The sequence below is a fragment of the Mesorhizobium sp. C372A genome (assembly GCF_030323245.1).
Lineage (GTDB): Bacteria > Pseudomonadota > Alphaproteobacteria > Rhizobiales > Rhizobiaceae > Mesorhizobium.
Map to the genome: position 1 here is coordinate 2,156,897 of NZ_CP100475.1, position 20,003 is coordinate 2,176,899.

Sequence of the window (20,003 nt, forward strand, 5' to 3'; positions counted from 1 at the left end):
AGCCCCCTCATGCTCCCCGTTCCGCCTCGATCGCGGCGAGGACCCTTGGCGGCGACATCGGGATGTGGGTCATGCGCACACCGGCTGCGTTCGACACTGCGTTGGCGATCGCTGCCAGCGGCGGCACGATCGAGGTTTCGCCGACGCCGCGCACGCCATAGGGGTGGTTGGGGTTGGGGATCTCGAGGATCTGCGTGTCGATCATCGGCAGGTCCGAGCAGACCGGGATGCGGTAGTCGAGGAAGCCTGCGTTCTGCAGGCGCCCGTCCTTGCCGTAGATATACTCCTCGTTGAGCGCCCAGCCGATGCCTTGCGCGGCACCGCCCTGGTACTGGCCCTCGACATAGGTCGGGTGCACCGCCTTGCCGGCATCCTGGATCACCGTGTAGCGGATCACCCTGGTCGAGCCGGTATCGGGGTCGACCTCGATGTCGCATATATGGGTGGCGAAGGAGACGCCGGCGCCGTCGGCGACGAGCTCGCTGTGGCCGGCGATCGGCCCGCCGGTCTTGCCGGAAGCAGCGGCGATCTCCTTCAGCGACAGGGCTGCAAGATTGCCGTATTTTTCGCCCTTGGCGATGGCGTGGCCGTTTTCCCAGACCACGTCGTCGACGGGGATGTCCCACGTCTGGGCGGCGCGCTCACGCAGGATCTTGATCGCGTTGCGGGCGGCCGAGATGGTCGCCATCGAGGACGAGAAGGTGCCCCGGCTGCCGTCGGTCATGTCGTTGTAGCCAAGCGAGGACGTGTCGGCGACCACCGCCTTGAGCTGGGCATAGTCGATGCCGAGCTCCTCCGCCGCCACCAGCGACAGCGACGCACGCGAACCGCCAACGTCCACCGTGCCGACGGCCAGCGACACCGAGCCGTCCATGCCGATGTTCAGGTCCACGCAGGTCTGGCCACCGAAATTGAACCAGAAGCCGCAAGCCATGCCGCGTCCCTGGTTCTTGCCCAGCGGCGCCTTCATGTGCGGATGGTGCTTGGCCGCCTCCAGCGTCGGGCCGATGCCGATCGGGCCGTAGACCGGGCCGTAGGAAGAGCGGGTGCCTTCCTGCGCGGCGTTCTTGATGCGGAACTCGACCGGGTCCATGCCGAGTTCCTTGGCCAGCTCGTCGACGGCACTTTCCACCGCGAAAGCCGCCATCGGTGCGGAGGGCGCGCGGTAGGCCGCGGTCTTCGGCCGGTTGACCAGCACTTCGAAGCCGACCGTCTTGACGTTGTCGAGCTTGTAGCAGGCGAATGCCGTCATGGCGCCGATCTCGGCCCAGGTGCCGGCATAGGGACCGCTGGTGTAGCGCAGCGTCGCTTCGGCGGCGGTGATGGTGCCGTCCTTGCGAGCGCCGATCTTCACGTCGATCGAGGTGGCGCTGGTCGGACCCGAGGCGCGGAACACCTCGTCGCGGGTCATGACGAGCTTCACCGGCCGTCCCGCCTTGCGCGACAGCGCCAGCGCCACCGGTTCGGCCCAGACGTGGGTCTTGCCGCCAAAGCCGCCGCCGATTTCAGACGAGGTGACGCGCAGCTTCGAGGCTTCCAGCCCGAGCAGTTGCGCGCAATGCTGGCGGTAGACGAAATGGCCCTGCGTGCAGACCCAGAGGTCGGCGGTGCCGTCGGACGAGACGCTCGCCACGCAGGCATGCGGCTCGATATAGCCTTGATGCGTCTGCTCGGTCTTGAAGGAGCGCTCGACGATGACATCGGCGTGGCCGAAACCCTGATGGACATCGCCATGGCCAAACTGGCTTCGCTTGGTGACGTTGGACGGCTTTGCCGGCTTTTCCTCGAGACCCTCGGTGAAGATCGTGTCGTTGATCAACGGCGCGGTGTGCTTCATCGCCTCGTCGACATCGGTGACATGCGGCAACAGCTCGTACTCGACCTCGATCAGCTTCAGCGCCTGCCTGGCCGTGCGGGCATCGACGGCGGCGACCGCGGCCACGGCGTGGCCGTCATAGAGCGCCTTGCCGCGCGCCATGCAATTGTCGAGGACGTCGTACATGGCGGCGTCGCCATCGGTGAGATCGGGCAGGTCGGCGGCGGTGATCACCGCTTTCACGCCGGCGAGCTTTTCCGCTTTCGAAGTGTCGATCTTGAGGATCCTGGCATGCGCATGTGGGCTGCGCAGGACACGCCCGACCAGCTGTCCCGCCATGTTGAAGTCGGCGCCGTAGCGGGCGCGGCCCGTCACCTTGTCGACGCCGTCGGGACGGATAGGCCGCGTGCCGACGGAGGAGAATTTGCGGCCCGAAAAGCGTGGATCGAAGTTCATGCGTGCGCTCCCTTCATCACATTGGCCGCGTCCTGGACCGCGCGCACGATCTTGTCGTAGCCGGTGCAGCGGCAGAGGTTGCCGGCGAGGCCGAAGCGGATTTCTTCCTCGGTCGGATCGGGGTTCTTGGCCAAAAGGTCCTTCGCCGCGATCAGGAAGCCCGGCGTGCAGATGCCGCATTGCAGCGCTGCATGCTCAAGGAATTTCTGCTGCAGCGGATGTAACTGATCGCCATGCGCCATGCCCTCGACGGTCTCGATATGCCGGCCTTCGGCTTCAGCGCCGAGCACCAGGCACGAGCAGACCAGCCGGTTGTCGAGGATGATCGAGCAGGCGCCGCAGTCGCCCGTGCCGCAGCCTTCCTTGGCGCCGGTCAGCCCGAGGCGATCGCGCAGGACGTCGAGCAACGTCTCGTCGGGCTGGCAAAGGTATTCGACGTGATCGCCGTTGATTGTCGTTGAAACTGCTACACCGGCCATCATTTGCCTCCTGCGCGTGCGTAGGCGGTCGTCGCGGCCCGTCCGGCCAGCACGCCCGCAACTTTTCGTCTGAACTCGATCGTTCCGCGCTTGTCGTCGATGGGGCGGCAGGCCCCGGCGCAGACCTTGGCGAGCCGCTCAAGTGCCGCCTCATCCAGCTTCCTGCCGATGAGAGCCTCGGCTGCTTCTTCCACCAGAAGCACGGTCGGGGCCGCGGCGCCCAGCGCGACGCGCGCGGCCGTGATGACGCCATGCTCGTCGAGCGACAGCTTCACGCCGGCGCTGACCACGGCGATGTCCATCTCGGTGCGCGGAATGAACCTGAGATAGGCGTCGCCCGAACGCGGCTCCCGCTTGCCGAGCAGGATCGCCTCGACGATCTCACCCTTGGTGAGCGAGGTCTTGCCGGGCCCGATCGGCACGGCCTCGACAGGAATGGTGCGCTTGCCCGAGGGACCGGCAACCACGGCCTTTGCGGCGGCGGCCACCAAGGCCGGGACGCTGTCGGCGGCCGGCGAGGCGTTGCACAGATTGCCAACGATGGTGCAGCGGCCCTGGACCTGTTTCGAGCCGATCAGCTTCGACGCTTCGACGACACCGGGCCAGGCCTTCTTCAGAACCGAGCTCTCGCCCAGGACGGCGCAGGGGACGGTGGCGCCGATGCTGAAGCCGTCGGCCGTCTCCCTGATCTCGCTCAAGCCCTCGATCGCCTTGATGTCGACGATCAGGTCGGGATCGACAAACCCGCCCTTCATCCGAACGAGGAGGTCACTGCCTCCAGCGAGAATGGCTGATGTGCCGGAAGCGTCGGCCAGCAGGCCAACGGCGTCTTCGATTGAAAGCGGACGTATGTAACGCATCGTCTCCCCTTGGTGATGGTGATCTCGCCGACCGTTATAAACAGTCTCCTCATAATGACCATCCGGTTGCTGATTTCCAGCGATTGGGCCAGCACCGCGAGAGAGATTTTTGTCTAAAGTCTTTGTTTTGATGCATGTCGTTGTCCCAGAACCGCGCACACTTCTGGGCGACATGCATTTAAGCGGCGTCTTTTGCACGGTCGAGGCTGATGCCGATGTCCTTCAAGGCCTCGGCCACGGCCTCGTCCAGCGGGGTGTGCGGGACTTCGCCGATGATGCCTTCCAGCCGGTCGGACACGAGCCGGTGCGGTTCGAAGCGCAGATAGGACATCGAGACGATCTCGCGCCACATCGCCACGAACGGGCTGCCGGCGCGCAGCACCCACCAAGGCATGAAGGTCAGTTTCAGCGGACGTCCCAACGCTTTCTCGGCCGCGGCCTTTATGTCCATGTCGGTGACGGCGTGGCCGGGGAAGTTGAGCGCCTCAAAGAAGCCGAGCTTGCCCTGATTACGCGCCAGGCCGACGAAGCCGATGCCGAAGTCCGGCAAATAGGCCCATTCGTGCACGAGGTTGGCAGGGCCAGGCGCGGTGTAGACGCCCTTGCTCATCTTGGCGGCGACGACGAGGTCGAACCATGATCCGCTGCCGGTGCCGCCGAAGAAATCGCCGGCGCGCAGGATGATGGTGCGGACGCGGCCGGCATCGGCCTCGCGGCGAAACAGCGCTTCCATGGCGCAGCGGATGCGGCCCTTCTCGGTAGTCGGACGGAATGGCGTGTCTTCGGTGACCACCTCAGGCATCGGCGAGCCGTAATTGTAGACAGTGCCGGGGAAAAGATGCAGCGCGCCATTGGCATGGCAGGCGGCCATGACGTTCTCCGCCATCGGCAGACACTTGCCCCAGTCGGTGTAGATCGGGTTGAGGCCGTTGAAGATGATGTCGACGCCTTGCGTGGCGCGGATCAGCGCCTCGCGGTCGAGCGCATCGCCGGCGACGGCGGTGGCGCCCTTGAGTTCGGCTGGGACCTTGCCGCTGCGGGTGACGGCGCGGACGTCGAAACCGGCGTCGATGAAGGCCTTGCCAACCACGCGGCCGAGCCGGCCATTGGCGCCTAGAATTGCGATCTTGGTCATTTTCTTCTCCGTGTTTGTGTTTGCACGGCGAATATGATGCCTCCATATGCGAATGAAAATTGACTAGGGATGCAGCTTTGTTATTCATAATTGAATGGAAGATATCGACTGGAACCTGATCAAGAGTTTCGTCACCGTGGCGGAGACCGGCAGCCTGTCGGCCGCGGCGCGCAAACTGTCGGCCAGCCAACCGACGCTCGGGCGTCACATCGGTGAGCTCGAACAGGCGTTGGGCGTCACCTTGTTCCGGCGCGGGCGGCGCGGCTATGCGCTGACGGAAGCAGGCGCCACGCTGTTCGAACGCGGCAGAGCGGTGAGCGAGCAGGCGAGCGCGTTCTCACTATTGGCATTGGGCTCGGTCGAGGCGATCGAAGGCACGGTGCGCATTGCGGCCAGCGAGGTGGTGGCGGCCTATGTGCTGCCGAGGATGACGGCGCGGCTCGGCATCGAGGAGCCCGGCATCGAGGTCGAGATCGTCGCCTCGAACCAGGTCGAGAACCTGCTGCGAAGGGATGCCGACATCGCCATCCGCATGGTCAAGCCGGCGCAGAACGAGCTGACGGCGCGCAAGGTCTGCGATATCAAGCTCTGCTGCTGCGCGGCGAAATCCTATCTCGACAGGCACGGACGCCCGCTCAAGCCCGCCGACCTTCTCGACCATCCGCTGATCGGCTTCGACCGCAGCGACGAGATGATCCGGGGCTTTACCCAGGCCGGCATCCCCGTCACCCGAAGCAGTTTCCGCTTCAGGACCGATAACCAGATCGTTCTGTGGGAAGCGCTGCGGGCGGGAAACGGCGTCGGTCTTGGCCAGGAGCCGCTGACGGACAGCGACCCGTCGCTGGAGAAACTGCTGCCCGGCCTGCCACTGCCCAGCCTGCCGGTGTGGCTGGCCATGCATCGCGACGTGCGCACCAGCGTGCGCATCCGCCGCGTCGCGGATTTCCTCTATGAGGAGCTGAAGCGCTATTCGGCGGGGGCGGCCGCGAATTCGGCGCGGTGAGCGAGCCCGGCCATCAACAGCACGACGATCAGCAGCGCCGACATGGCGACGAAGATCGGGCCGAAGCTGGAATGCTCGGCAACGAAGCCGATCGCCGACGGCGCCACCAATATGCCGGAATAGCCCATGGTGGTGACGACGCTCATGCCGGTGCCCGACGACATGCCTTCCTGGTTGCCGCCGGCCGAGAAGATGATCGGCACCATATTGGCGATGCCGAAGCCGCAGAGAGCAAAAGCCGCGATGGCGATCCAGGGCGAAGGCGACAGGCCGGCGACCAGCATGCCGGCGGCGGCGACCACCGCCGAGCCGCGCAGCGTGGCCACCGCGCCGAAGCGGTTGCGCACGCCGTCACCGAAAAAGCGTATGACAGCCATGACGCCGGAGAAGGCGGCGTAGGCAAGGCCGGCGATGGCGAGGTCGGCGCCGAGCTCCTGCCTGAGATAAAGCGCTGCCCAGTCGAGCACGGCGCCCTCGGAAATCATCGTCAGCAGCGCCATGAGCCCGACAAGATAGACCAGCGGGTTGGCCGGCAGCGTTAATCTGTGATGCTCGGCGGCCTGCGGCTTGTCCTCGGCGATGAGGTAGCCGACCGCCACGGCAATGACGGCAAAAGCTATGACCGTGACCACAGCCGCATGGGCGAGGTGGCCGTAAGTCTGGATGGCGTAACCGCCCAGACCGCCACCGGCGAAACCGCCGAGGCTCCAGAAGCCGTGCGAGGACGACATGATGGCGCGGGACAGCCGGCGCTCGACCACCACGGCATTGGCGTTCATGGCGACATCCATGCCGCCGATCGAGCCGCCGAAGATGATCATGGCGATCGACGCCAGCGGCACGTTGGGCGCCAGCGCCACGATCAGCAGGCCGAGGCTGCCGCACAGGCCGAACCAGCGCAACACGGTGCGCGAGCCATGCCTGGAGATCAGATGGCCGCACCAGCTCATGGCCGCGACCGCGCCGACGCCGAACAGAAGGATCAGCAGGCCGAGGGTGAATTTCGAGATGTCGAGCCGGGTCAGGAACACCGGAATCTGCGGCGCCCAGCTGCCGGTCAGGAAGCCGTTGGCGAGGAAGATCGCTGCTACGGCCCATCGCCCCTGAAGGGCGCTCTGCATGGTGTTTTGCGCGTTCATGGCCCGAATCCGGTCAAAGAATGGCTTTGCGCGGCAAATTAGATCGATTCAATTTCTCGTCAAGCGCTTGGCTGCGAAAAGCTTGTGGGCCACATCCAAGGGGAAACCGTTAGGCGCTGTCCCGCCGACGTCAATCCTGTGAACCGCGCGCTACTTCAGTGATCCCTCGGCCGTCTTGCCTCGAACTCCGCTTTCTTGGCGTCCGAAGCCTCGGTCTGGTTCAGCGCCTGCCATTGCGCATAGGGCATGCCGTAGACGATTTCGCGCGACTGATCCTTGCCGAGATCGACGCCCTCAGCCTCGGCCGCTTCGCGATACCAGTTCGACAGGCAGTTGCGGCAGAAGCCGGCGAGGTTCATCAGGTCGATGTTTTGCACATCGCTGCGCTCGCGCAGATGCTCGACCAGCCGGCGGAAGGCCGCGGCCTCGAAATCGCGTTTCTGGTCATCGCTGAGTTCGGTCATTGCCTTGGATCCTCACAGCGGCCCGGTGCGCGAGCCGAACATCTTCACCTGATGTATATCGGGACGGCGGTCGATGGCGTCAACGATCGGCGCCAGCCGTTCCGCCCAGGCCAGCGCCCCCTTGCGGTCTGATATCAGGTCCTGGCGGATCTCGATCAGCGCATGGGCAAAGCCGTTGACGATGGCGTGCTTGAACATGGTGTCGCCGCGCAACGCGCCGTCATAGGGTTCATTGTCGCCGACGACGAGGTTTTTATCCTGCGCCAGCATGTCGATCAGCGGCCGCGCCACGCGGTCGTCGAGGTCCCACAATATGCCGACATGCCAAGGGCGGATGAAGCCCTGCATGACAGGGGTGAAGGAGTGTACGGAGAAGATGAACGGCGCTTTGCCTGAGGCGTGCGCCACCGACGCGATCATGGCGCCGACCGCGTCCTGATAAGGCCGGTAGAAGCCGTCGAGCCGCCTTTCGCGTTCGGCCGGTGCCATAGGATAGTTTCCCGGCACGACGGTGCCGTCATAGAGCTGGCGGATCAGCGTCGGGTCGTCCTCGCCGCGATTGGGATCGATCAGCAGCCGCGAAAAATTGGCGATCACCGCCGGCACGTCGAGCGCTGCGGCCAGTTCGCGCGTCACCGTCTCGACACCGATGTCGTAGGCGATATGGCGATCGAGTTCCGCCGCCGGCAGGCCGAGACTGCCATACTGCTCCGGCAGGTCGCGGCGGGCATGGTCGGCGACAAGCACGATGCCTCGCTTGCGGTCGCCTTCGACGATATCGAAAGGCGCGAAAACTGTGGATCGGGTCATTGGCTGGAAAGGTCTGTTCGCTGGCTTCCGGGGAGGGTGGTATCGTCATTCCCACGAAGAGGACTGTTGCGCAATGCCGTTGTTTGGCCACGGTTTCTGCGAAAATCCTGTGACGCGCGGCAGATCGCGTGTCGGGGGCCTTTCTAAATCGATTGGAATTGGACAGAACGGCGCGTTGACATGCGCCCGGACTTTTCCGAAAAGGGGCGTTGAGAGATGCAGATGACGTTATTGAGGGGTTTCGGGATGGGTTCCGCCGGCAGGCCGCGTGCGCGCACCGCCTTTGCCGTGCCGCTCCTGACCCTGACGCTAGGGCTCACCGCGCTGGTCGCGGCTTCGCCTGCCCGCGCCGATTTCCGCGTCTGCAACGCCACGCAGAACCTGGTCGGCGTCGGCATCGGCTACCGCGCCAAGGCAGGCTGGATCACCGAGGGGTGGTGGCACATCGAAGGATCGAGCTGCAAGACGCTGATCGAAGGTCCGCTGTCATCAAGGTTTTACTATCTTTATGCAGAAGACGCCGAGCGCGGCGGGCGCTGGGATGGCCCGATCAACATGTGCGTGGCTGAAAAAGAGTTCAAGATCGCAGGCGTTACCGATTGCGTCGCCCGGGGCTTCCAGCGCGCCGGATTCCAGGAATATGACACGGGCGAGCAGGCAAGCTGGATGGTCCAGCTGACCGATGAGTCCACAACGGGAGGCGCTCCAGCCGCCCCGGGAACAAACAGTCAATGAGACGTAGCCGCAAGGTCAAGATCCTCGCCACCATCGGTCCTGCCTCCTCGTCCGAGGAGATGCTGCAGAAGCTGTTCGAAGCCGGGGCCGATGTCTTCCGCATCAATATGAGCCACACCGATCACGAGTTGATGCGCACGCTGGTCGGCCGCATCCGTGCGGTCGAGGAAAAGGTCGGCCGTCCAATCGGCATCCTGGCCGATTTGCAGGGACCGAAGCTGCGCGTCGGCAAGTTCGCCAACGGCAAGGAGGTTCTGACGCCGGGCCAGACCTTCACCCTCGACAACAATCCCGAGCCCGGCACGTCGACCCGGGTCTACCTGCCGCATCCCGAAATCCTGAGCTCGGTCGAGGCCGGCCACCGTCTGTTGATCGACGATGGCAAGCTGGAGCTCAGGGCGGTGAAGAGCGACGGCAAGTCTATCACCTGCACCGTCGTCGCCGGCACCACCATTTCCGACAAGAAGGGCGTCAGCCTGCCCGACACCGACCTGCCGGTCGGTGCGCTGACCGAAAAGGACCGCAAGGACCTCGATGCGGTGCTGGCGGAAAGCGTCGACTGGGTGGCGCTGTCCTTCGTGCAGCGGCCGGAGGATTTGGCGGAAGCCCGCAAGATCGCGCGCGGCCGGGCACTGATCATGGCCAAGATCGAAAAGCCGCAGGCCGTCGCCCGGCTGGCCGAAATCATCGAACTCTCCGACGCGCTGATGGTTGCCCGCGGCGATCTCGGTGTGGAAATGCCGCTGGAAGCGGTGCCCGGCATCCAAAAGCAGATCACGCGCGCCGCGCGCCGGGCCGGCAAGCCGGTGGTGGTCGCCACGCAGATGCTGGAATCGATGATCACCGCGCCGGTGCCGACCCGCGCAGAGGTGTCCGACGTGTCGATCGCCGTGTTCGAGGGCGCCGACGCCATCATGCTTTCAGCCGAATCCGCTGCCGGCGCCTATCCGGTCGAGGCGGTGGCGATGATGAACCGCATCGCCACCAAGGTCGAAACCGACCCGACCTATGCCGGCATCATCAACGCGCAGCGCTCGGAACCGGAAGCAACCGGCGCCGACGCCATTTCGCTCGCCGCCCGCGAGATTGCCGAGACGCTGAAACTGTCGGCGATCATCACCTATACGGCTTCGGGCACCACCGGCCTGCGCGCCGCGCGCGAGCGGCCGCAAGTGCCGATCATCGCCCTGTCGCCGATCCTCAACACGGCGCGGCGGCTGTCGCTTTTGTGGGGCACGCATTGCGTCGTCTCGCCCGACGCCAGCGACCTCGACGACATGGTCGACCGCGCCTGCCGCATCGCTTTCGAAGAGGGGTTCGGCCAGCCGGGCGACCGTGTCATCATCACGGCGGGCGTGCCGCTGAGGACGCCGGGTTCGACCAACATGCTGCGCATCGCCTATGTCGGGTCGGACGTGCAGGCCACCCGCAACATAGGTTGACAGAGGCTTCAACTCATCACAGTTCGCAGCGCTCTTGCCGCACCTTCGGCGTGATCGATGCGCCGAAGGAAGCGGTGTGCGCGAGGGATTGGGTCATAGAGATACTGATCTGGGCCGCGCATCTTTCGCCGGTTGAGGTCGGCGGTGTCGAGCAGGTCGAAATCGACCCTTTCCAGCGTGCAGTGCCAGCCTGCGCTATGCGAAGCCCATCCCCTTCCATGCTGCTGCAGAAGCCGCGCTCGGCTGGAATAGCCGTGATAGTCGAAGGCGATCACGCCGTTCGTCATATAGATATGGTTGCCGTAGAAATCCTCGCCCGGAATGATCCGTTCGCCGTAGAATCCGTCCAGGGGAGGATGGCTGAGGAAGGTGCCCGCAAGGATGTGGCAGGCGCCGTAGCCGAAGAAGATGCGATCCGGTAGCGCCCAGAACGCTTCGGGGTTTTTCTTGATTCCGTGCTTCAGGACATACATGCGGCCGTCACGTCGGGGCGAGTTGCGCGTCGGGCACCGTAATGTCGGGGCACTGTGCATCGTTGTAGGCATCGCCGGCGATCCGCGCTTCCACGGTTTTCGCGATTGCCTGCAGGTCGACGTCCTTGCCGGCGACTTTCTCGATCGCGCCGACGACGAGGTCGGAGGCGATCCAATCCGGCTTGTGGCCCAGATTGTGGACCCAGATCAGTTCGGCGCCGGGGATGTCCCTGACCAGGCCGACCGAATGGATCGAGGCATAGACCACCTTGTCGCGATCGCCCGAGATGACGATCGTCGGCGCTGTGATGTCGCGGTAATGCGGCGCGGCCTTCAGCGTATAGTCGTAGAGGCCGGCGACATCGATGGCGTTGGCGCGGAAAGCGCCGGGACGCAGCACCAGCGGAATCGAGGCATTGCCGACATAGGCTTCCGGCACCTTGTTGGGAGAAAACACGCAGGCCGTGGCGCCGTCCATCTGCAGCGTGCCTGCCGGATAGGTCAATGTCTCCGAGAACAGCCAGCCGATGACGGGGGTGGCGGTCAGCTTGTAGTACCAGGCGGTCGCGCCGCCCGGCCAGGGGTGGCTGACCGGCGACAGAAAGACCAGCCCGAGCGTCTTCTCCGGGTGTTCGCGGCCAAAGGCGGCGGTGATCACGCCGCCAAACGAATGGCCGACGATGATCGCCTTGTGGATGCCGAGACGGTCCATCAGCCCGGCGATGGTGTCGGCCTGCCCCGACGGGCTCTCATTGCCGGGGCCGCGCGCCGACCAGCCGAAGCCCGGCCGGTCGAGGAAGACCATCTCGGCGCGGCCTTCGAGCAAAGGCCTGATCGGCAGCATCTGATCCCTGAGATTGGCGCTGGCGCCATGGATGAAGACGATCGCCGGCAGTTCGGCATTTTGTGGCGCCGGCACGTGGACATAGTGGATGCGGGTGGCGTCGATGTCGGCAAATTCGCCGGCCGGCGGGTTCCGCCACTCGATCAGCCACGCGCCGGCGCGGGTGACACCGGCCAGGGCAAAGACGAGCGCGAGGAGCAAAGCACAGGCGGCGTAAATGAGGTTCATGCGCGGAGATACGGGGGTGGAGGGGGATAAGTTCTAGGGAGTAGGGAGTAGGGAGTAGGGAGGTGGCGTCTCGACCAATCTCTCTACTGACTAATCCCTAATTCCTACTGCCTAATCAAATTCCTTCGCCGGCAAGCTCTTCCGAAATTGCCGCGACCTGGTCCTGGGCGCTACGCATCATCGGATAGATGGTAAGCACCTTCTGCCAGGCTTCGAGCGCCGATTGCTTGTGGCCGGTGGCGGACATGATCTGGGCCAGGCCGGAAAGCGCGCCGAAATGGCGTGGTTCCAGCTGCAGCGTCTGGTCGATGTCGGACATCGACTTCCCGAAATTCTTCATCATGTAATGGACGGTGGCGCGCCGGTTCCAGCCTTCGGCATATTTTGGCTGCAGGATGACAACCTGGTCGAGGAAGTCGAGGGCGACGTCGAACTTCTGGTCGTCCATCGCCTTTTGCGACCATTGCATCATCAGGTCGATCGAGGCGCTGCCGGACTGGAACCATTCGCCCCAGATGCGCCCGGCGATGCGCTCGGCCGCCTTTTCGTTGCGCTCGCGCTTCAGCTCGGCAAACAGTTGGTCGAGCCTGGCTTCCCTGGTCAGGGCAACCGGCGGCTTTGCCGGCGGATCGTCCGCCGACGCCGGAGCGACGCCGAAAAGAAACAGGGTCGCCAAAAATGCAAAAAGAATCCGCATCGCCGGAATCTAACCCCGGACGGCGGATCGTCAAACTGAAATTAGCGTGAAAGTGCCTGAAACCAGGCAATTACCATCGTATGGACGGAGGCAACGAGCCTCCGGCCGAACACTCAGCCCTGGCGCGCCTTGTAGCGTGGAGCGGTCTTGTTGATGATGTAGACGCGGCCCTTGCGGCGAACCAGCTGGTTGTCGCGGTGACGCGCCTTCAGCGCCTTGAGCGAATTCTTGATCTTCATGGTCTTGCCCGTCGGTCTGGGCCCTGTCCGGGCCGAATTATTAAGGCGCGCCTGAAAAGCGCGCCTTTGAACTTGCGGTGGCTCATAAACGAGGAGCCTTGCCCGTGTCAACCGCAAGCGTGCTGGATAGAGGCCGAGAATGGCTTTGGCCATCAAATATCCGCCATCTCGGCTCCACGCCATTGCGCGGCCGAAGGCGGGCTGGAATGGTGCGGCACCCGCAAGCCGATTTGGAGACCTCCATGCGCCTGTTGTTTGTGTCCGCGAGCCTTGCCGTTATGGCAGCCGCCTCCATCGCGCAGGCGCAGGAATGCGACCGCAACGACGACAGCCAGCAGATGATGAACATCTGCGCCGGCGAGGACTATCGGGCCGCCGATGCCAAGCTCAACCAGGCCTACAAGGATCTCGTCGGTCGCAACGACGACAAGGGCAGGAAGCTGCTGCAGGTCGCGCAACGCGCCTGGATCGCCTTCCGCGACGCCGAATGCGCCTATACGACGACAGACAGCGAGGGCGGCTCCATCCATCCGATGGAGGTTTCACAATGCCTGACCGAACTGACGGACCAGCGCATCAAACAGCTCACCGCGGGCGCCAATTGTAGGGAAGGCGATGCGAGTTGCGCCAGCCCCGACGAGGACGGAGATCTGAACGACGAGCTGCAATAGGGCTCGAGCCACGCCCTCGCGCAAAGTGCCGGAATGGCTTAGCTACGGCGGCTGATGCGCGTGAAATGGCCCATCTTGCGGCCTGGGCGCGCTTCCGCCTTGCCGTAGAGATGCAGCATCAGATCGGGCTCGGCGAGCAAAGCGGGTACGCGCAGCACATCGTCGCCGATCAGGTTTTCCATGACGCAGTTTGAATGCCGGCCAGGGTTGCCCAGCGGCAGGCCGGCAATGGCGCGGATATGCTGCTCGAATTGCGAAACGATGCAGGCGGCTTCCGTCCAGTGGCCGGAATTGTGCACGCGCGGCGCCATTTCGTTGGCCAGCAGCGTGCCATCGGCAAGAACGAAGAACTCGACGCCGATGACGCCGACATAGTCGAGGGCCGACAGGATTTTCGCTGCCGACCCCTGTGCCGTCGCCGCCGTCTCCAGCCTGATCTGGGCCGGCAGGGTCGAGGTATGCAGGATGCCGTCGCGGTGGACGTTCTCAGCCGGATCGTAGGCGGCGACCGCGCCGTCCAACCCGCGCGCGGCGATGACCGAGATTTCGCGCTCGAAAGCGACGAAGGATTCGAGGATCAGCGGCACATTGCCCATGGTCTCGCATGTGCCGGCAAAGCCGCCCGTCTCCATGTTGCGGAAGACGCGCTGGCCCTTGCCGTCATAGCCCATGCGGCGGGTTTTCAAGATGCCGCTGCCACCGAACTCTCTCAGCGCCGCCGTCAGCTCGTCGTCATTGTCGACGGAGCGGAAATCCGCTGTCCTGATGCCGATGCCGTTCAGGAATAGCTTCTCCGCCACCCGGTCCTGGGCGACTTCCAGCGCCCTGGGTGGCGGATAGACCGGGACCTTGGCGGCGAGCGCGCCGGCAGCCGCTACCGGCACATTCTCGAATTCGTAGGTGACGACGGCGCTGACTGCCGCCAGTTCGGCAAGGGCGTCCGCATCGTCATAGGCGGCGGTGATCTGGCGGCTGGCGACCCGAGCCGCCGGGCAATCGGCCTGCGGTTCGAGGATAATTGTGCGGTAGCCGAGGCGCGCTGCGGCAACAGCCAGCATGCGGCCGAGCTGGCCGCCGCCGATGATGCCGATGCTCGATCCCGCGGGCAGACTCACGGCGCGTCCGTCGGTTCGGTGGCGACCCTGGCGGTTTGGGCGGTGCGCCAGGCATCCAGGCGGGCGGCAAGTTCTTCGTCGTTCAGCGCCAGCACGGCGGCCGCCAGAAGGGCGGCGTTGGCCGCACCCGCCTTGCCGATGGCAAGCGTGCCGACCGGAATGCCGGCCGGCATCTGGACGATGGAGAGCAGCGAATCCTGGCCTGACAGCGCCTTCGATTCGACCGGCACGCCGAACACCGGCAGCGGCGTCAGAGCCGCCGTCATGCCGGGCAGGTGGGCGGCGCCGCCGGCCCCGGCGATGATCACCTTGTAGCCGGCCGCCTTGGCGCCCTTGGCGAAATCATAGAGGCGGTCCGGGGTGCGGTGGGCGGAGACGATCAGCCGCTTGTGCGGAATGCCCAGCGCCTCCAGCGTTTCGGCGGCGTGGCGCATCGTCGCCCAGTCGGACTGGCTGCCCATGATGATGGCGACGTCGGCGCGGTGGTCGGTCAAGCGCATGCTCCCGGCGGTAAAGGCGCGCCTTAGCGGAATTCGGGCTGGCCCGCAAGGATGGCGGCCGCCGCAGCCTAGTCCGGCCAGCGCAGGGCGCCGGATGAATCCTTTCGCGGCTGTCTCATCGCATCCGCCGGCCTGTCGGCCGCGGTGAGCACGGCGCGCAGCTGCTCGGCGACGATCTCGGCCTCGCCGGGGTGCAGATTGCACGGGTCGAGGAAGAAATGGCCGCGCTCGGCCTCGTGGTTGCGCACGATGATGGGCGGCGATCCGGCCGCCAATGCCGAGGCGAGGCCGGCGGCGGTGAAGCGGCTTTTGGGCAAGACAAAGATTTGCAGCCGGTCGAGCGGATTGGCGGTCGGGTCGGGAATGATGTTTGCGACGATGCCGGGTATTCCCTGTAGCGAATCCCTCCACAGATTGAGCGCCGCTTCCTCGCGCCGGCGGATGCCGGCATGGTCGCGCTTTTCCCAGGCTTCGAGCGCAGCCATGGTGCCGGCGATGCTTTCCTTGCCGACCTTCATGGCGCGGGCGACGCCGCGGTTTTGCAGATAGGCGGCGCGGACCAGATCCTTGCGGCCGGCGACGATGCCGCTGGTTGGCCCCGACAGGAATTTGTGGCCGCTGTAGACGACGATGTCGGCGCCGCGGACCAGGAAGCTGCGCAGATCATATTCGGAAGCCGCGTCGACGATCACCGGCACGCCCCTGGCGTGGCAGATATCGCAGAATTCCTCGAGGGAAAGCATGCCGTATTGCACGGTGTGGTGCGCCACGACGTAGAGCGCCGCCGCCGTGCGCTCGTTGATAGCCTCGCGCACATGATAATCCTGCGTGACGCTGACCGTGCCAGCCGGAATGACCTTGGCGCCGGCGACGCGGATCGACTGGTCGATCGGTGCGCCGTAATTGACGATATGGCCGAGCTGGATGACGACTTCGGACTTCAGCCCTTCGGTATCGTCGGGCAGCCGTTCGATCGCCAGCAAATTGGTGCCGGTCATCGCCCCGGCGATCGCCATTGTGATGCCTGAGGCGCAGCAGGCGGTGATGAAGCCGGCCTCGCTGCCGGTGAGGCGGGCGGTGATCACGCTTGCGGCGCGCTGCAGATCGTCCATCTCCACCCATTGCGAGGCGATCTCGGCCATGGCGCTGATCGCCTCGGGAACGATGATCGAGGCGCCGAGCGTCGTCATCGTGCCGGAGACGTTGATGATCGGCCTCAGTCCCAGTCGTTCACGGATCGTGGTGTTGGAGCCGGTGTCGGAATAGGTTTTCATGTTCAGCAATCCCTTGACGGTCAGGCGGCGATCTCGACGACCGCTTCGATTTCGACGGTGATGTTTCCAGGCAGCGAGCCGACCCCGATCGCCGAGCGGGCATGGCCCCCAATCTTGTCGAAGACGCTGGCGAACAGGTCCGAGCAGCCATTGACCACTTTCGGGTGGTCGCTGAAGGTCGGCGTCGCATTGACGAAGCCGAGCAATTTGACGACGCGCACGATGCGGCCGAGATCGCCGGCGGCGGCGTGCATGACGGCGAGCAGGTTGAGGCCGGTGAGGCGGGCATGCTCATAGGCCTGCTCGACGGTGACGTCCTCGCCGACCTTGCCGGTGCACAGCGTGCCGTCGGCGCGCAACGGCCCTTGACCCGAAAGAAAGATCAGCCGGCCGCTTTCCGCATGGGTGACGAAATTGGCGATCGGCGTCGGCGGCTCGGGCAGCGTCAGGCCGAGTTCGGCGAGCCGGATGTAAGGCGTCATGTAAGAATTCTCCTTGGGCCGGCCTGTTGTTTTACGCAATTCCCAAGGCAAAGCGCTTCGCGCTTTTCCCGGGAAAACCGCTTACACTTTTCCTGGAATTGCTTTGGGCCGCCCATGTCAGAAATGCGAGGCGCGGAAGCGCGCCAGGAAAGAGCGCAGGCGCTCATTGGTGGTCTCTTCGGCAAGGATCTCCTTCGGCGGGCCAACAGCGCTGACACCGCCATCGGCCATGAAGACAATGCGGCTCGAAGCGTCGCGGGCAAAGGCCATCTCGTGCGTGACCATCACCATGGTCATGCCGTCTTCGGCCAGGCTGCGCACAACGGCCAGCACCTCGCCGACCAGTTCGGGATCGAGCGCGGAGGTGATCTCGTCGAGCAGCAGGATCTTCGGCTCCATGGCGACTGCCCGCGCTATGCCGACGCGCTGCTGCTGGCCGCCGGAGAGTTCCGCCGGCAGGCTGTCGGCCTTGTGGGCGAGGCCGACGCGGCTCAGCCAATGCTCGGCGATCTGGCGCGCCTCGGCCTTGCTCTTGCCGCGCACCTTGGTGAGGCCGAGCATGATGTTGCCGGCGGCGGTGAGGTGCGGAAACAGGTTGAAGCTCTGGAACACCATGCCGGTTTCGGCGCGCATATTGGCAAGGTCGCGCTCGCTGCGCCGCTTGCGCGCGCCGACCTCACGAAAACCGACCTCCTTGCCGTCGATTCGGATCGAGCCTGAGTCGTAGCTTTCGAGAAAGTTGACGCAGCGCAGCAGGGTGGTTTTGCCGCTGCCGGAAGGGCCGATGACGGTGACCACCTCGCCCCTGTCCACCTTGAGGCTGACCGCGCGAAGCACCTCGACCGAACCAAAGGCTTTCGAGACCCCGGCAATGTCGAGAAGGGCAGCATTGTCGTTCGAGCTTGTGGCCATCGTGCTAGTCCCGGATGAAGGCAAAGCGCCGTTCCAGCCGCCGGCTGGCGTAGGAAAGCGCATAGTTGACGGCGAAATAGATCAAGGCGCCGAGGATGTAGAGCGGCATCGCCTCATAGGTGCGGCCGATGACCTGGTTGATCGCCTGCATCAGGTCGGTGATGCCGAGCAGCGAGACCAGGGCGCTGCCCTTGACCGCATCGGTGACGCCGTTGATCCAGGGCGGCAGGAAGCGCCGGAAGGCCTGCGGAAAGATGACGTAGGTGAGCCGCTGGCGAAAAGTCAGCCCAATCGCCATCGCCGCCTCGGACTGCCCTTTGGGAATGGAGCCGACGGCGCCGCGGAGATACTCAATGACCTGCGCGGTCTTGAACAAGGTGAGCGCCAACACCGCCGCCGAGAAGGATTGCAGATGCAGGCCGATGGCCGGCAGGCCGTAATAGACGAAGAACATCAGCACCAGGATCGGGATGCCGCGGATGGTGTCGGAGAAGATGCGCACGGCCCAGCGCACCGGCGCCGGGCCGTAGACCAGGCCGACGCCGAGCGCGACGCCGGCAATCAGCGACAGCACCACGACCAGCAGCGACACCCACAAGGTGATGGCGAAGCCCTGGGCGAGGAACGGTACGGCGTAGAGGATCTGGCTCAGCATGTCAGCGCGCAGCCCTGAACCGGCGTTCGACCAGCCGCAGCCCGAAGAGTAGGGTGTAGCCGGTCACCAGGTACATCGCCGTCGTCACCAGATAGACCTCGACAATGCGGAAGGTGTTGAAGTTGATCCACTGGGCGCCGAAGGTGAGCTCGGGCACCGAGATCACCGAGGCGATCGACGTGTCCTTGAACAGCGAGATGAAGGTGTTGGACAGCGCCGGCAGCGTGATGCGCAGCATGGTCGGCAGGCGCACATGAACCAGCCGCTGCCAGGGCGTCAGGCCGATGGCTTTGCCGGCATCGAGCTGGCCGCGCGGCACGGCTTCCAGGCCGGAGCGGAACACCTCGACCAGATAGGCGCCGCTATAGACCGACAGCGTCAGCACGAACGAGGTCGGCGCGTCGTAGGCGACGTCGATCACCGTCGGCAGGCCGTAGAAGACAAGATAGACGAGCAGGATCAGCGGCACGTTGCGGATGAATTCGACGTAGGCCGCAATGATGGCGCGCACCACGCGTCCGGCCGAGACATACCAGACCGCCAGCATCAGGCCGATGACGACGCCGATGGCAATCGAAATCACGGCAAGCTCGAGGCTGAGCAGAAGGCCGCCCCACAGCTTGTCGAAATGCCGCCAGATCAGGTTGAAGTTGAGCGTATAGCCCATGCGTCTCCCGCAATAACCAAGGGGATGCGAACTAGAAGGCGGAAGGGCTAACCCTTCCGCCAGCACTTGTCAGACAACCGGGAAACCGGGATGGCGGGCCGGCGGCTCCTGGCCGAAATAGTCCTTGAAGGCGGCGTCGTAGAGTGCGGTCTCATGGCCGAACATAGCGATGGTGAAGGTCTGGTTGACGAAGGTCAGCCAGTCCAGGTCGCCCTGCCTGACCGCCGCGCCGTAGAGCATCGAGTACCAGCTCTTGCCGGCATCGAAATATTTGTCGGGGTTGCGCGAGGCCAGCCAGCGCACGGTTGAAAGATCGACAGCGGCGGCATCGGCGCGTTTCGATTCCAGTGCCTGCAGCACATTGGCCTGGGTGTCGATCTGCAGCACCTGCGCCTCCGGCAGGGCGTAATGGACCGAGCTTTCGGCATCGACATTCTGCAGGATCGAGATGCGCGTCGCCGAACCGCCGGCGAGCAGCTTGTCGAAGGTCTTGTTTTCCGCCGTCGGCAGCGTCAGCAGGGCGACGCCCTCGACATAGTATGGCCTGGAGAAGTGGATCAGCTGCGAGCGCTGCGCGGTCATGGTCATGAACTGGATGGTAATGTCGACCTTGTTGGTGGTGACATTGGGGATGCGCTGCGCCGGATCCTGCATGACGAACTCGACCTTGCTCGGATCGTCGAACAGACCCTTGGCCAGGATGCGGCCCATGGTGATGTCCATGCCGACCAGCTCGCCGGCATCGTTTTCGAAATGCCATGGCGCGTTGGTGCTGCCGGTGCCGACGATCAGCTTGCCGCGGTCAAGCGCGGTGCGCAGAACGCTGTCGGATGCGGCTTGTGCCGCCGCCTTTTCGGCGCTGACAGCGGTCATCACGCCCGCCGTTGCAAGCCCGGCCATGCCCAGT

23 protein-coding genes are annotated in these 20,003 nt (G+C 64.7%); 4 read left to right on the forward strand and 19 right to left on the reverse strand.

Annotation, left to right across the window (positions count from 1 at the left end):
• Positions 1-7: 7 nt before the first annotated feature.
• From NLY42_RS10150 to NLY42_RS10165, 4 genes are all read right to left on the reverse strand, one after another.
• Entirely contained in the window at positions 8-2,272 is a 2,265-nt protein-coding gene (locus tag NLY42_RS10150) for a xanthine dehydrogenase family protein molybdopterin-binding subunit (protein ID WP_023752872.1), read from the reverse strand.
• On the reverse strand, positions 2,269-2,751 hold the full coding sequence (locus NLY42_RS10155; RefSeq protein WP_023684040.1) for a (2Fe-2S)-binding protein: 483 nt from the start codon (positions 2,749-2,751) through the stop codon (positions 2,269-2,271). The genes NLY42_RS10150 and NLY42_RS10155 overlap by 4 nt, the downstream gene beginning before the upstream one ends.
• Positions 2,751-3,611, reverse strand: coding sequence for an FAD binding domain-containing protein (locus NLY42_RS10160; protein WP_023752873.1), 861 nt, complete (start codon positions 3,609-3,611; stop codon positions 2,751-2,753). Before NLY42_RS10160 ends, NLY42_RS10155 begins: the two co-directional genes overlap by 1 nt.
• A gap of 178 nt (positions 3,612-3,789) precedes the next feature.
• Positions 3,790-4,746 (reverse strand): SDR family oxidoreductase, encoded by a 957-nt coding sequence (locus NLY42_RS10165; RefSeq protein ID WP_023715050.1) that lies wholly within the window; start codon positions 4,744-4,746, stop codon positions 3,790-3,792.
• 94 nt (positions 4,747-4,840) lie between these two features.
• Here NLY42_RS10165 and NLY42_RS10170 point away from each other — a divergent pair, with 94 nt between their 5' ends.
• Positions 4,841-5,749 carry a LysR family transcriptional regulator gene (locus NLY42_RS10170; RefSeq protein WP_023752874.1) on the forward strand — a complete coding sequence of 303 codons (909 nt, stop codon included), beginning with the start codon at positions 4,841-4,843 and terminating at the stop codon, positions 5,747-5,749.
• On the opposite strand, the gene NLY42_RS10175 is transcribed toward NLY42_RS10170, so the two are convergent.
• From NLY42_RS10175 to NLY42_RS10185, 3 genes are all read right to left on the reverse strand, one after another.
• Entirely contained in the window at positions 5,713-6,888 is a 1,176-nt protein-coding gene (locus NLY42_RS10175; RefSeq protein WP_023752875.1) for an MFS transporter, read from the reverse strand. The genes NLY42_RS10170 and NLY42_RS10175 overlap by 37 nt on opposite strands.
• A gap of 155 nt (positions 6,889-7,043) precedes the next feature.
• The gene (locus tag NLY42_RS10180; protein ID WP_023690051.1) at positions 7,044-7,352 is read right to left on the reverse strand and encodes a DUF1244 domain-containing protein; all 309 of its coding nucleotides are present in this window, start codon (positions 7,350-7,352) and stop codon (positions 7,044-7,046) included.
• Between the two features lie 12 nt (positions 7,353-7,364).
• Complete coding sequence (locus tag NLY42_RS10185) at positions 7,365-8,162, reverse strand: N-formylglutamate amidohydrolase (protein ID WP_023752876.1); 798 nt, start codon at positions 8,160-8,162, stop codon at positions 7,365-7,367.
• A 246-nt stretch (positions 8,163-8,408) separates the two neighbouring features.
• On the opposite strand from NLY42_RS10185, the gene NLY42_RS10190 reads away from it, so the two are divergent.
• Together NLY42_RS10190 and pyk are read left to right on the forward strand one after the other, a co-directional pair.
• Positions 8,409-8,897 carry a DUF1036 domain-containing protein gene (locus NLY42_RS10190; RefSeq protein ID WP_023673118.1) on the forward strand — a complete coding sequence of 163 codons (489 nt, stop codon included), beginning with the start codon at positions 8,409-8,411 and terminating at the stop codon, positions 8,895-8,897.
• Entirely contained in the window at positions 8,894-10,339 is a 1,446-nt protein-coding gene (gene pyk, locus NLY42_RS10195; protein ID WP_023673117.1) for a pyruvate kinase, read from the forward strand. The genes NLY42_RS10190 and pyk overlap by 4 nt, the downstream gene beginning before the upstream one ends.
• 8 nt (positions 10,340-10,347) lie before the next feature.
• On the opposite strand, the gene NLY42_RS10200 is transcribed toward pyk, so the two are convergent.
• From NLY42_RS10200 to ykgO, 4 genes are all read right to left on the reverse strand, one after another.
• A complete protein-coding gene (locus tag NLY42_RS10200) occupies positions 10,348-10,812 on the reverse strand; it encodes a hypothetical protein (protein WP_023754117.1) in 465 nt (154 codons plus the stop codon).
• 7 nt (positions 10,813-10,819) lie between these two features.
• The gene (locus NLY42_RS10205) at positions 10,820-11,884 is read right to left on the reverse strand and encodes an alpha/beta fold hydrolase (protein WP_023754118.1); all 1,065 of its coding nucleotides are present in this window, start codon (positions 11,882-11,884) and stop codon (positions 10,820-10,822) included.
• Between the two features lie 115 nt (positions 11,885-11,999).
• Entirely contained in the window at positions 12,000-12,581 is a 582-nt protein-coding gene (locus NLY42_RS10210) for a tetratricopeptide repeat protein (protein WP_023754119.1), read from the reverse strand.
• A gap of 113 nt (positions 12,582-12,694) precedes the next feature.
• A complete protein-coding gene (gene ykgO, locus NLY42_RS10215) occupies positions 12,695-12,820 on the reverse strand; it encodes a type B 50S ribosomal protein L36 (RefSeq protein WP_006327841.1) in 126 nt (41 codons plus the stop codon).
• A gap of 242 nt (positions 12,821-13,062) precedes the next feature.
• On the opposite strand from ykgO, the gene NLY42_RS10220 reads away from it, so the two are divergent.
• Entirely contained in the window at positions 13,063-13,491 is a 429-nt protein-coding gene (locus NLY42_RS10220) for a lysozyme inhibitor LprI family protein (protein ID WP_023684031.1), read from the forward strand.
• 38 nt (positions 13,492-13,529) lie between these two features.
• Here NLY42_RS10220 and NLY42_RS10225 read toward each other — a convergent pair whose 3' ends face one another.
• From NLY42_RS10225 to NLY42_RS10260, 8 genes are all read right to left on the reverse strand, one after another.
• Positions 13,530-14,606: a 5-(carboxyamino)imidazole ribonucleotide synthase gene (locus NLY42_RS10225; protein ID WP_023754120.1), complete on the reverse strand. Its 1,077-nt coding sequence runs from the start codon at positions 14,604-14,606 to the stop codon at positions 13,530-13,532.
• On the reverse strand, positions 14,603-15,100 hold the full coding sequence (gene purE / locus NLY42_RS10230; RefSeq protein ID WP_023754121.1) for a 5-(carboxyamino)imidazole ribonucleotide mutase: 498 nt from the start codon (positions 15,098-15,100) through the stop codon (positions 14,603-14,605). Before purE ends, NLY42_RS10225 begins: the two co-directional genes overlap by 4 nt.
• 74 nt (positions 15,101-15,174) lie before the next feature.
• Positions 15,175-16,380, reverse strand: coding sequence for an aminotransferase class V-fold PLP-dependent enzyme (locus tag NLY42_RS10235; protein ID WP_031244798.1), 1,206 nt, complete (start codon positions 16,378-16,380; stop codon positions 15,175-15,177).
• A gap of 20 nt (positions 16,381-16,400) precedes the next feature.
• Positions 16,401-16,862, reverse strand: a complete 462-nt coding sequence (locus tag NLY42_RS10240; protein ID WP_023673109.1) for a RidA family protein — start codon at positions 16,860-16,862, stop codon at positions 16,401-16,403.
• Between the two features lie 117 nt (positions 16,863-16,979).
• Positions 16,980-17,774, reverse strand: a complete 795-nt coding sequence (locus NLY42_RS10245) for an amino acid ABC transporter ATP-binding protein (protein WP_023754123.1) — start codon at positions 17,772-17,774, stop codon at positions 16,980-16,982.
• 4 nt (positions 17,775-17,778) lie between these two features.
• Positions 17,779-18,429, reverse strand: a complete 651-nt coding sequence (locus NLY42_RS10250; protein WP_023754124.1) for an amino acid ABC transporter permease — start codon at positions 18,427-18,429, stop codon at positions 17,779-17,781.
• A 1-nt stretch (position 18,430) separates the two neighbouring features.
• Positions 18,431-19,096: an amino acid ABC transporter permease gene (locus NLY42_RS10255; protein ID WP_023673106.1), complete on the reverse strand. Its 666-nt coding sequence runs from the start codon at positions 19,094-19,096 to the stop codon at positions 18,431-18,433.
• Between the two features lie 69 nt (positions 19,097-19,165).
• Positions 19,166-19,996: a transporter substrate-binding protein gene (locus NLY42_RS10260; protein ID WP_023673105.1), complete on the reverse strand. Its 831-nt coding sequence runs from the start codon at positions 19,994-19,996 to the stop codon at positions 19,166-19,168.
• Positions 19,997-20,003: the final 7 nt, after the last annotated feature.

What these genes read in the sequence shown, in the direction of transcription:
- NLY42_RS10150 (WP_023752872.1), bottom strand. Translation starts at nt 2,272, where the DNA reads ATGAACTTCGATCCACGCTTTTCGGGCCGCAAATTCTCCTCCGTCGGC.
- NLY42_RS10155 (WP_023684040.1), bottom strand. Translation starts at nt 2,751, where the DNA reads ATGGCCGGTGTAGCAGTTTCAACGACAATCAACGGCGATCACGTCGAA.
- NLY42_RS10160 (WP_023752873.1), bottom strand. Translation starts at nt 3,611, where the DNA reads ATGCGTTACATACGTCCGCTTTCAATCGAAGACGCCGTTGGCCTGCTG.
- NLY42_RS10165 (WP_023715050.1), bottom strand. Translation starts at nt 4,746, where the DNA reads ATGACCAAGATCGCAATTCTAGGCGCCAATGGCCGGCTCGGCCGCGTG.
- NLY42_RS10170 (WP_023752874.1), top strand. Translation starts at nt 4,841, where the DNA reads ATGGAAGATATCGACTGGAACCTGATCAAGAGTTTCGTCACCGTGGCG.
- NLY42_RS10175 (WP_023752875.1), bottom strand. Translation starts at nt 6,888, where the DNA reads ATGAACGCGCAAAACACCATGCAGAGCGCCCTTCAGGGGCGATGGGCC.
- NLY42_RS10180 (WP_023690051.1), bottom strand. Translation starts at nt 7,352, where the DNA reads ATGACCGAACTCAGCGATGACCAGAAACGCGATTTCGAGGCCGCGGCC.
- NLY42_RS10185 (WP_023752876.1), bottom strand. Translation starts at nt 8,162, where the DNA reads ATGACCCGATCCACAGTTTTCGCGCCTTTCGATATCGTCGAAGGCGAC.
- NLY42_RS10190 (WP_023673118.1), top strand. Translation starts at nt 8,409, where the DNA reads ATGGGTTCCGCCGGCAGGCCGCGTGCGCGCACCGCCTTTGCCGTGCCG.
- pyk (WP_023673117.1), top strand. Translation starts at nt 8,894, where the DNA reads ATGAGACGTAGCCGCAAGGTCAAGATCCTCGCCACCATCGGTCCTGCC.
- NLY42_RS10200 (WP_023754117.1), bottom strand. Translation starts at nt 10,812, where the DNA reads ATGTATGTCCTGAAGCACGGAATCAAGAAAAACCCCGAAGCGTTCTGG.
- NLY42_RS10205 (WP_023754118.1), bottom strand. Translation starts at nt 11,884, where the DNA reads ATGAACCTCATTTACGCCGCCTGTGCTTTGCTCCTCGCGCTCGTCTTT.
- NLY42_RS10210 (WP_023754119.1), bottom strand. Translation starts at nt 12,581, where the DNA reads ATGCGGATTCTTTTTGCATTTTTGGCGACCCTGTTTCTTTTCGGCGTC.
- ykgO (WP_006327841.1), bottom strand. Translation starts at nt 12,820, where the DNA reads ATGAAGATCAAGAATTCGCTCAAGGCGCTGAAGGCGCGTCACCGCGAC.
- NLY42_RS10220 (WP_023684031.1), top strand. Translation starts at nt 13,063, where the DNA reads ATGCGCCTGTTGTTTGTGTCCGCGAGCCTTGCCGTTATGGCAGCCGCC.
- NLY42_RS10235 (WP_031244798.1), bottom strand. Translation starts at nt 16,380, where the DNA reads ATGAAAACCTATTCCGACACCGGCTCCAACACCACGATCCGTGAACGA.
- NLY42_RS10240 (WP_023673109.1), bottom strand. Translation starts at nt 16,862, where the DNA reads ATGACGCCTTACATCCGGCTCGCCGAACTCGGCCTGACGCTGCCCGAG.
- NLY42_RS10245 (WP_023754123.1), bottom strand. Translation starts at nt 17,774, where the DNA reads ATGGCCACAAGCTCGAACGACAATGCTGCCCTTCTCGACATTGCCGGG.
- NLY42_RS10250 (WP_023754124.1), bottom strand. Translation starts at nt 18,429, where the DNA reads ATGCTGAGCCAGATCCTCTACGCCGTACCGTTCCTCGCCCAGGGCTTC.
- NLY42_RS10255 (WP_023673106.1), bottom strand. Translation starts at nt 19,096, where the DNA reads ATGGGCTATACGCTCAACTTCAACCTGATCTGGCGGCATTTCGACAAG.
- NLY42_RS10260 (WP_023673105.1), bottom strand. Translation starts at nt 19,996, where the DNA reads ATGGCCGGGCTTGCAACGGCGGGCGTGATGACCGCTGTCAGCGCCGAA.